The following is a 7820-nucleotide window of genomic DNA, read 5'->3' on the forward strand; positions in this document are numbered from 1 at the left end:
CGTTAACGTATCGGGAAATCATTGTGCGACTTAAACTTGTTAGTCTATTAATTGTATTGTCAGGGTTATCGGCTTGTAGCACAACCGAAAAACCTCGAAATAGTGCAGAAAATCAATCGGGCCAATCGAGTATTGCCCTATCACAGCTAACCGACGCACAATCTATGTACCAAGCAGCGCTAAATCGTCAAGGCGCAGATAAAATACAGCTTTTATACACTGCGCGTGATGCTGCTATCAGTGAGGAGCGCTGGGCACTACTAGAAAAAGTCTGCCTTGAACTAGAAGCGACCCCAAGTGTAGACCAAATTCAAAACAAACTTTACATTGCTCTTGCACAAGAGCATCAAGGCAAAAGTGATTTAGCTTTAGCTCAGTTACAGCAGCTCGAGCCACAGTTAAGCCAGCCTGAACATCAAGCATGGCACCAATATTTAACTGCGCGTGTTTATGCATCGCAAGGCATGCCAAAACGAGCAATGCCTTTCTTTTTTAAAGCATCAACACTTAGCAGCGAAAACAATTTTATCGTTGCCAATCTAAACAAAGATTTATGGCAAAGCCTAACCCAGCTTTCATCGTACGCACTTGAGCGTTTTAATCGTGGCTCTGTGGTGCAACAAGGTTGGGTAAATTTAGCGCTCTATCACCAAGTGTATTTAGGTGCGCCTGTTGAGCTTCATCAAGCAATGAACAACTGGCTGCGTCGCTACCCGGGTCACCCAGCAGCTGAGGTGCTGCCTAAAAAGGTAACAGAGCTAGTACAAATTGAACCTTTAAATGTAAACCGCCTCGCAGTACTACTCCCTCAATCAGGCGCCAATGAGCGGTTAGGTGATGCACTAAAAGCTGGTGTGCTTGCTGCCTTAGATGGAAAATCATTAGAACAAACATTATTTATTGATGAGTCGCTATCAGCCGCTGAAATTACACTTAAACTCAGCGAATTTAATGCTGATTTTGTTATCGGCCCTTTATTAAAAACTAATATCGAAAAGCTAACCAACGCTCAAACACTAGTTGATTACCCAGTGATGCATTTAAACACCTTTGATGGTGAGCGAATTTCACAACAGCACTTTTTCTTTGCTTTAAGTCCTGAACATGAAGTTCAGCAAGCGTTAGAGCGATTTTTAACAGCGGGCTATCAAAAGCCGATGCTACTAGCGCCAAATAATAGTAACGGCCAACGCCTAGTTGAATACTTCAATTCGCAGTGGCAACGCTACAGCGAAGTTAAACCGCAAATTGGGCTTTACTCTGGTAAAGACGACATGCCGAAAACAATCACTGGCTTACTTGAAGTAGACCAAAGCAAAGAGCGTATTAAAGTTGCCAAATCGTTATTCAAGCAAGAAGTTGAAAGTGAAACTCGCTCGCGCAGCGATATTGATGTGATTTATATTTTAGGTGATGCTACTGAAACGCGTTTAATCAAGCCCTATTTAGACGTAAACGTAAGTACTTTTGCTGAGCGTATTCCGCTTTATGCCAGCTCAAAAAGCCACAGTAAGCAAATCGATAGAACCGACAAAGGCGATTTAGATGGCCTTTATTTTACGGAACTACCTTGGATGCTTGATGGTCAAATTCAACAACACAATTTACGCCAGCAATACGAAAGTTTATGGCCAGAAAACGCAGATATAAGCCAGCGCTTATTTGCCATGGCATTCGATGCAGCCAGTATGCTAGGTGATGTGAAGCAATTAAGCATGGTGCAAGGTAAACGCTTTAGTGGTATCAGTGGTCAACTGAGCATTGCCAGCAATGGCTATGTTACGCGCACTTTAGATTGGGCACAGTACAAGAATAAACAAATTATTGCGGTTGATTTAGCGACTGAGCAACCAATTCCATTATTTATGCAATCTGCCTTTGGAATTAACGCAGCTGAATAAGCTTTTTAAAACGTAGTAATAGCTCAAGGATGAAGCTATGTCTTGGTTTAAGCAATTATGGCAAAATAGCCGCGAAAAAGGCCTGTATTACGAAAAACAGGCTGAACAATATTTAATACAACATGGTTTAAAAGCCATTGAACGCAATTACTTATGTAAATACGGTGAGCTAGACCTAATAATGCGTGACGGGCAAACGCTGGTATTTGTAGAAGTAAAATTTAGAAAAAACGCCTTGCGTGGTGGCGCAAACTATGCGCTCAGCAAACAAAAGCAGCAACGATTAAGGCGCACGATTAGCCATTATCTTGCCGAGAAAAAAATCTCAAACCAGTCTATGCGGATAGATTATGTCGCTATAACAGGTGAGCTTAACAGCACCCTAAACTGGTTTAAAAATGTTCACTAACGCCGTTTGGCGTCGGCTTAATTTGGTAGGTTATGCAAGAAACGATAAAAAAAATCTTTACTGAAAATATTCAAGTTCAAATAGCGGCAGGTGAAGTACTGCCAAGCGCACTTGAATCAGCAGCATTCACCATTGCACAAAGCCTCATTAACGGCAATAAGCTGCTATGTTGTGGCACTCCTAGCTGTCATATGTTGGCACAGCACATGGCAGGGCTATTAATTAACTTTTATGAAACCGAGCGCCCTTGCCTACCCGCAGTTGCGCTTGCACAAGACCAAGTTAACTTAGGCGCAGCAGCCAATAACGATGAGCACGAAACCTTTGCACGACAAATTCGTGCATTTGCTCAGCAAGGCGACCTTTTATTAGCAATTGCAGTTAATGGTAATGAAAAGCAAATTATCTCAGCAGTTGAAGCGGCACTGACTCGTGATATGAAAGTGATTGTGCTTGTTGGTGATGACGGTGGTGAATTAGTTGGCTTACTTGGCCCAAATGACGTTGAAATTCGTGTGCCATCAAAGCGCCCAAGCCGTATCGTTGAGTCGCATTTAGTGAATTTGCACTGCCTCAGTGAACTTATCGATTTAACCTTATTCCCACAGGAAGAAAATTAATGTTTAAACAGTCTTTAATTGTTATTAGTACCGTTTTATTGCTGCAAGGCTGTGCAGCTGCCGTTGTCGCCGGTACAGCGGGCGCTGTAACTGCCGCGAATGATCGCCGCACAATCGGTTCACAAATCGACGATAACAACATCGAAATTAAAAGCTCTATCGCTATTAGCGAAAATGAGCGACTACATAAATTTGCCAACGTAAACGTTATCAGCGTCAATGGTATTGTGCTTATGATTGGTCAAGTTGCTAACGCAGAAATGAAAGACGAAGCACAACGCGCTATTGAGGGCGTTGATGGCATTCGTAAAATTCACAACCAAATTCGCATTGGTTCGAATATTGGTATGAGTACGCAAACACACGACTCTTGGTTAACCTCTAAAGTGAAAACGCAATTGCTTACCACAGAGAGTATTAGCAGCAATAACATCAAAGTTGTAACAGAGAATGGCGAAGTCTTTTTAATGGGCTTAGTGAGCGATTCTGAAGCGAATTTGGCGGTTGATGTAGCACGTAACGTATCAGGCGTTGAACGTGTTATTAAAGTGTTTGAATATCTGTAACGCTAAATAGTTAATTAATAATAAAAAACCCGCTAAATAGCGGGTTTTCTTTTGTCTGACTAAGGTTACTTAATCACTCGTAAGTGAGCACCTTTTTTCTTCTCTGGCTTAGCAGGTGGTTCATCATCTGGCGTAATATCGTCAGGTGTTTCAACACTTTCTAATACCGGAGCAAAATCGTCTTCGTCCTCGATGAATTCTTCTGCAGTAAATACAGTCCCTTCACCATTCTCACGTGCATAAATTGCGAGCACAGCACCCATAGGTACGTACACTTGCATTGGTTGGCCACCAAAGCGCGCATTGAAGCTCAGCTGTTGGTTGTCCATTGCAAATTGCGTTACCGCTGATGGGCTAATGTTCAAAACGATCTGACCGTCTTGCACAAACTGTGTTGGTACTTGTACAGCAGGAAAATCAGCGTTGACCACTAAGTGTGGTGTGCACTGATTATCAACAATCCAATCAAAGAAGGCGCGTAGTAAATAAGGACGATTAGGCGTCATTATAAACGGATCTCACGCTCAGCTTCAGTTAGTGAAGCTTGGAATGATTCACGCTCAAATAAACGCAACATGTATTCTTTAAGCTCTTTTGCGCCTGCACCATTAAGCTCAATGCCAAGCTCAGGTAAACGCCAAAGTAGTGGTGCTAAGTAACAATCAACTAAGCTGAACTCTTCACTCATGAAGTAAGGTGCTTCAGAGAAGATTGGTGCAATAGCAAGTAACGCCTCTGTAAGCTCTTTACGTGCTTGCGCAGCTTCGCTGCTACCGCTAGTGATTTTGTTAGCTAGGCTATACCAATCCGTGTCGATACGATGCATCATCAGACGACTACGGCCACGCATAACCGGATAAACTGGCATTAGTGGAGGATGAGGGAAACGTTCATCAAGGTATTCCATGATGATGTTTGCCTGATATAAACCAAGCTCACGATCGATCAGTGTTGGTACTGTACCGTAAGGGTTAATCTCATGAAGTGCTTCTGGCAGGTTATCCTTTTCAGCCAGGTGAATGTCAACACTTACACCTTTTTCAGCAAGTACGATACGTACTTGATGGCTATACATACAGTTAGCACCAGAAAACAGGGTCATTACAGGGCGCTTATTGGCAGCTACGGCCATGCCTACCTCCATTATATTACAAAAACAGCAATAGGGGCTTAAGCCCCTATCACAAAACTACCTTTCAAAATGCCCAGGATTAGTGAACATCTCTCCAGTATTCTTTCTTCAGCATGAATGCCAAGATAAATAGAATCACTAGGAAACCAATTACCTTTAGACCTAACGCTTCTGACTCTAAACGTGACGGCTCGCCAACGTAAGCTAAGAAGTTAGTTAAGTCACGAGCAGCACGATCGTACTCGTCAACACTCATTTCACCAGAACCATCTGTCTCAACGCCAACAACTTTAGTCACTGTGTGACCATGTTCTTCCACTTCTTCAGTGATTGGTGTTGGTAAGCCTTGTAGTTCTTGAAGAACGTGTGGCATACCTACCGATGGGAAAACAACGTTGTTTACGCCAAACGGACGAGATTCATCTTTATAGAATGACTTCAGGTAAGTATAGATCCAGTCAGTACCACGAACTCGCGCTACAAGCGTAAGATCCGGTGGCGCTGCGCCAAACCATTTAGCTGCGTCATCTTTATCAATCGCATTTTTGATGTGGCTACCTACTTTTGAGCCATCAAAAATTAGTTGCTCTTGACCAATCTCAGTAGGAATACCGATATCGCGGAACGTACGCTCATAACGTTGATACTGCATTTGGTGACAACCAAGACAGTAGTTCATGAACAATTTAGCACCGCGCTGTAAAGATGCGTTATCTTTAAGGTCAATGTTCGCATCCATTAAAGGAACCGAAGGACCTGCTGCCATTGTCAACGATGGCAACAATGCGAATAAACCGATAATTAGCTTTTTCATCATTTCGTCAACCTCGTTGGTAATGGCTTAGTTTTCTCATTCTTGCTGTAAACAAATAACAATACGAAGAACATGAAGTATGTCACAGTCGTGATTTGCGATAACAGCGTTTTGAAATCAGTTTGTGGTGTAGCACCAACCCAACCCAAGATAACGAAAGTTACCACGAATTGTGCGATGTTTAACTTGTGTAAGCCACAACGATAACGAATAGAGCGAACCGAACCACGGTCAATCCAAGGTAGTAACGCAAGCACTACGATAGATGCACCCATCGCCACAACACCCATTAACTTGTTAGGGATTGCACGTAGGATTGCGTAGAATGGCGTAAAGTACCAAACTGGGAAAATGTGCTCCGGTGTTTTCAGCGGGTTAGCTGCTTCGAAGTTTGGCGCTTCTAAGAAGAAACCATTCATCGCAGGCATAAAGAATACAACCCAACAGAATAAGATTAAGAAACCAACCACACCCACAATATCTTTTACTGTGTAGTAAGGGTGGAACGGGATTGCATCAACAATGTCTTTCTTGTTGGTGTAATACTCGTGGAATTTGAATTTAGGCTTATCTTCTTCAGCTACAGTGCCTTTCTTACGCTTGATTTCAACACCATCTGGGTTGTTTGAACCCACTTCGTGTAGTGCAACAATGTGTAAGAATACTAAGATAACGATTACTAAAGGTAATGCAATTACGTGTAGTGCAAAGAAGCGGTTAAGCGTAGCACCAGAAATTACGTAGTCACCACGGATCCAAAGCGTTAAATCATCACCAATAACCGGAATCGCACCGAATAGTGAAATGATTACCTGCGCACCCCAGAAAGACATTTGTCCCCAAGGAAGTAAGTAACCCATGAAAGCTTCAGCCATAAGCGCTAAGAAGATGAACATACCGAATAACCACAGTAATTCACGTGGTTTTTGGTAAGAACCGTAGATCATGCCACGGAACATGTGCAGGTATACAACGATAAAGAATGCTGATGCACCTGTTGAGTGAAGGTAACGAAGTAACCAACCGTATTCAACATCACGCATGATGTATTCTACCGATGCGAAAGCACCTTCAGCAGATGGTACGAAGTTCATTGTTAACCAGATACCAGTTACGATTTGGTTAACAAGTACTAACATGGCTAGAGAGCCAAAGAAGTACCAGAAGTTAAAGTTTTTTGGTGCTGGATACTGTGCAATATGCATGTTCCAAACACGTGTCATTGGAATACGATCGTCGATCCAACCAATAATTTTACCAAACATTACGCCACTCCTTTTTCTTCACCGACTAGAATAGTCGTGTCATCAAGGAAGGTATACGGAGGAATTTCTAGATTTAATGGTGCAGGTACAGATTGGAATACACGACCAGCCATATCAAATTTAGAACCGTGACACGGACAGAAGAAACCGTCGTCTGTGCCCTCTACTTTCTCACCAAAGCCACCTTGTAGGAAGCTAGGAGAACAACCTAAGTGCGTACAAATACCAACAGCAACGAAGATCTCAGGACGTTGCGAACGATATTCATTGGTTGATGATTCAGGTTGTTGAGGCTCTTCAGACGCAGGATCACGAAGTTGACCTTCATGTTCTTTCATCTGTTCAAGCATTCTTGGTGTACGATTAATAACCCAAACAGGTTTTCCTCGCCACTCAACACGTATTAATTGTCCTGGCTCAAGCTTGCTGATATCTACTTCTACAGGCGCACCCGCAGATTTAGCTCGCTCACTTGGATTCCAAGACGCAATAAAAGGAACAGCAGCCCCAGCCGCACCAACACCACCAACAACAGAGGTAGCTATGGTTAAAAAGCGACGTCGGCCATTGTCTACAGGCGCATTGCTCATCCACTTATCTCCACTATGATTCCCAACACTTGCCATATTGAGAACATCAGTTACAGCAGGTTAATTTTTAGAAATTTCAAAATAGACGCGATCATAATTAAAACCCTTGATTAAAACAAGGTTATTCACAGTCTCATGCTCGAATAAACCCTATTTAATAGATTATTAATTTAGGTTAGCTCGAGTATGAAGCCGCTGGTTATGATAACGCATATAAAAAAACAATATACTGACCAAGATCAACCTCACTAAGAGGAAACAGAATTCTGCATTAGCTGTTGTTGAACTCACTCACATTACTTGCCCCCCAATTGTAGCAAAAAATTTCATCAATTAACTGATGGATTTAAGCTAATTTTGCTAAATCTTGAAGTTTTTTTACTGTAATACGTACTAATTATTAACAACGGTTAAATATCGAACGAAAAAAGATAGGGTTTTGCGCTTCAGCTATCAGCTATCAGCTATCAGCTATCAGCTATCAGCTATCAGCTATCAGCTATCAGCTATCAGCTATCAGCTA

General features: G+C 42.3%; 9 protein-coding genes. 4 read left to right on the forward strand and 5 right to left on the reverse strand.

The features are described 5' to 3' along the window. Nucleotides 1-23: 23 nt before the first annotated feature. The 4 genes from NO991_RS19715 to dolP are packed head-to-tail and all read left to right on the forward strand — an operon-like array spanning nt 24 to nt 3496. Nucleotides 24-1901 carry a penicillin-binding protein activator gene (locus NO991_RS19715; RefSeq protein ID WP_300361914.1) on the forward strand — a complete coding sequence of 626 codons (1878 nt, stop codon included), beginning with the start codon at nt 24-26 and terminating at the stop codon, nt 1899-1901. A 37-nt stretch (nt 1902-1938) separates the two neighbouring features. Then, nucleotides 1939-2310 carry a YraN family protein gene (locus NO991_RS19720; RefSeq protein ID WP_300582611.1) on the forward strand — a complete coding sequence of 124 codons (372 nt, stop codon included), beginning with the start codon at nt 1939-1941 and terminating at the stop codon, nt 2308-2310. Nucleotides 2311-2342: 32 nt separating this feature from the next. Beyond that, nucleotides 2343-2930, forward strand: coding sequence for an SIS domain-containing protein (locus tag NO991_RS19725; RefSeq protein WP_138602022.1), 588 nt, complete (start codon nt 2343-2345; stop codon nt 2928-2930). Then, on the forward strand, nt 2930-3496 hold the full coding sequence (dolP, locus tag NO991_RS19730) for a division/outer membrane stress-associated lipid-binding lipoprotein (protein ID WP_054554183.1): 567 nt from the start codon (nt 2930-2932) through the stop codon (nt 3494-3496). Before NO991_RS19725 ends, dolP begins: the two co-directional genes overlap by 1 nt. 65 nt (nt 3497-3561) lie before the next feature. Here dolP and NO991_RS19735 read toward each other — a convergent pair whose 3' ends face one another. The 5 genes from NO991_RS19735 to petA form a co-directional block, all read right to left on the reverse strand. Further along, nucleotides 3562-4002 carry a ClpXP protease specificity-enhancing factor gene (locus NO991_RS19735; RefSeq protein ID WP_054554182.1) on the reverse strand — a complete coding sequence of 147 codons (441 nt, stop codon included), beginning with the start codon at nt 4000-4002 and terminating at the stop codon, nt 3562-3564. Beyond that, nucleotides 4002-4628 (reverse strand): stringent starvation protein SspA, encoded by a 627-nt coding sequence (gene sspA / locus NO991_RS19740; protein ID WP_054554181.1) that lies wholly within the window; start codon nt 4626-4628, stop codon nt 4002-4004. The genes NO991_RS19735 and sspA overlap by 1 nt, the downstream gene beginning before the upstream one ends. A 79-nt stretch (nt 4629-4707) precedes the next feature. Beyond that, nucleotides 4708-5445 carry a cytochrome c1 gene (locus NO991_RS19745; protein WP_054554180.1) on the reverse strand — a complete coding sequence of 246 codons (738 nt, stop codon included), beginning with the start codon at nt 5443-5445 and terminating at the stop codon, nt 4708-4710. Then, nucleotides 5442-6707 (reverse strand): cytochrome b N-terminal domain-containing protein, encoded by a 1266-nt coding sequence (locus NO991_RS19750; protein WP_054554179.1) that lies wholly within the window; start codon nt 6705-6707, stop codon nt 5442-5444. The genes NO991_RS19745 and NO991_RS19750 overlap by 4 nt, the downstream gene beginning before the upstream one ends. Beyond that, nucleotides 6707-7297 (reverse strand): ubiquinol-cytochrome c reductase iron-sulfur subunit, encoded by a 591-nt coding sequence (petA, locus tag NO991_RS19755; protein ID WP_054554178.1) that lies wholly within the window; start codon nt 7295-7297, stop codon nt 6707-6709. The genes NO991_RS19750 and petA overlap by 1 nt, the downstream gene beginning before the upstream one ends. Between the last annotated feature and the right edge of the window lie 523 nt (nt 7298-7820).

Origin of the sequence: Pseudoalteromonas sp. DY56-GL22, assembly GCF_041414715.1 — a bacterium.
Classification (GTDB): Bacteria; Pseudomonadota; Gammaproteobacteria; order Enterobacterales; family Alteromonadaceae; genus Pseudoalteromonas; species Pseudoalteromonas simplex.

Bases quoted from the DNA above. Each gene is read 5' to 3' on its own strand.
- NO991_RS19720 (WP_300582611.1), top strand. From the start codon at position 1,939: ATGTCTTGGTTTAAGCAATTATGGCAAAATAGCCGCGAAAAAGGCCTG.
- NO991_RS19725 (WP_138602022.1), top strand. From the start codon at position 2,343: ATGCAAGAAACGATAAAAAAAATCTTTACTGAAAATATTCAAGTTCAA.
- dolP (WP_054554183.1), top strand. From the start codon at position 2,930: ATGTTTAAACAGTCTTTAATTGTTATTAGTACCGTTTTATTGCTGCAA.
- NO991_RS19735 (WP_054554182.1), bottom strand. From the start codon at position 4,002: ATGACGCCTAATCGTCCTTATTTACTACGCGCCTTCTTTGATTGGATT.
- sspA (WP_054554181.1), bottom strand. From the start codon at position 4,628: ATGGCCGTAGCTGCCAATAAGCGCCCTGTAATGACCCTGTTTTCTGGT.
- NO991_RS19745 (WP_054554180.1), bottom strand. From the start codon at position 5,445: ATGATGAAAAAGCTAATTATCGGTTTATTCGCATTGTTGCCATCGTTG.
- NO991_RS19750 (WP_054554179.1), bottom strand. From the start codon at position 6,707: ATGTTTGGTAAAATTATTGGTTGGATCGACGATCGTATTCCAATGACA.
- petA (WP_054554178.1), bottom strand. From the start codon at position 7,297: ATGAGCAATGCGCCTGTAGACAATGGCCGACGTCGCTTTTTAACCATA.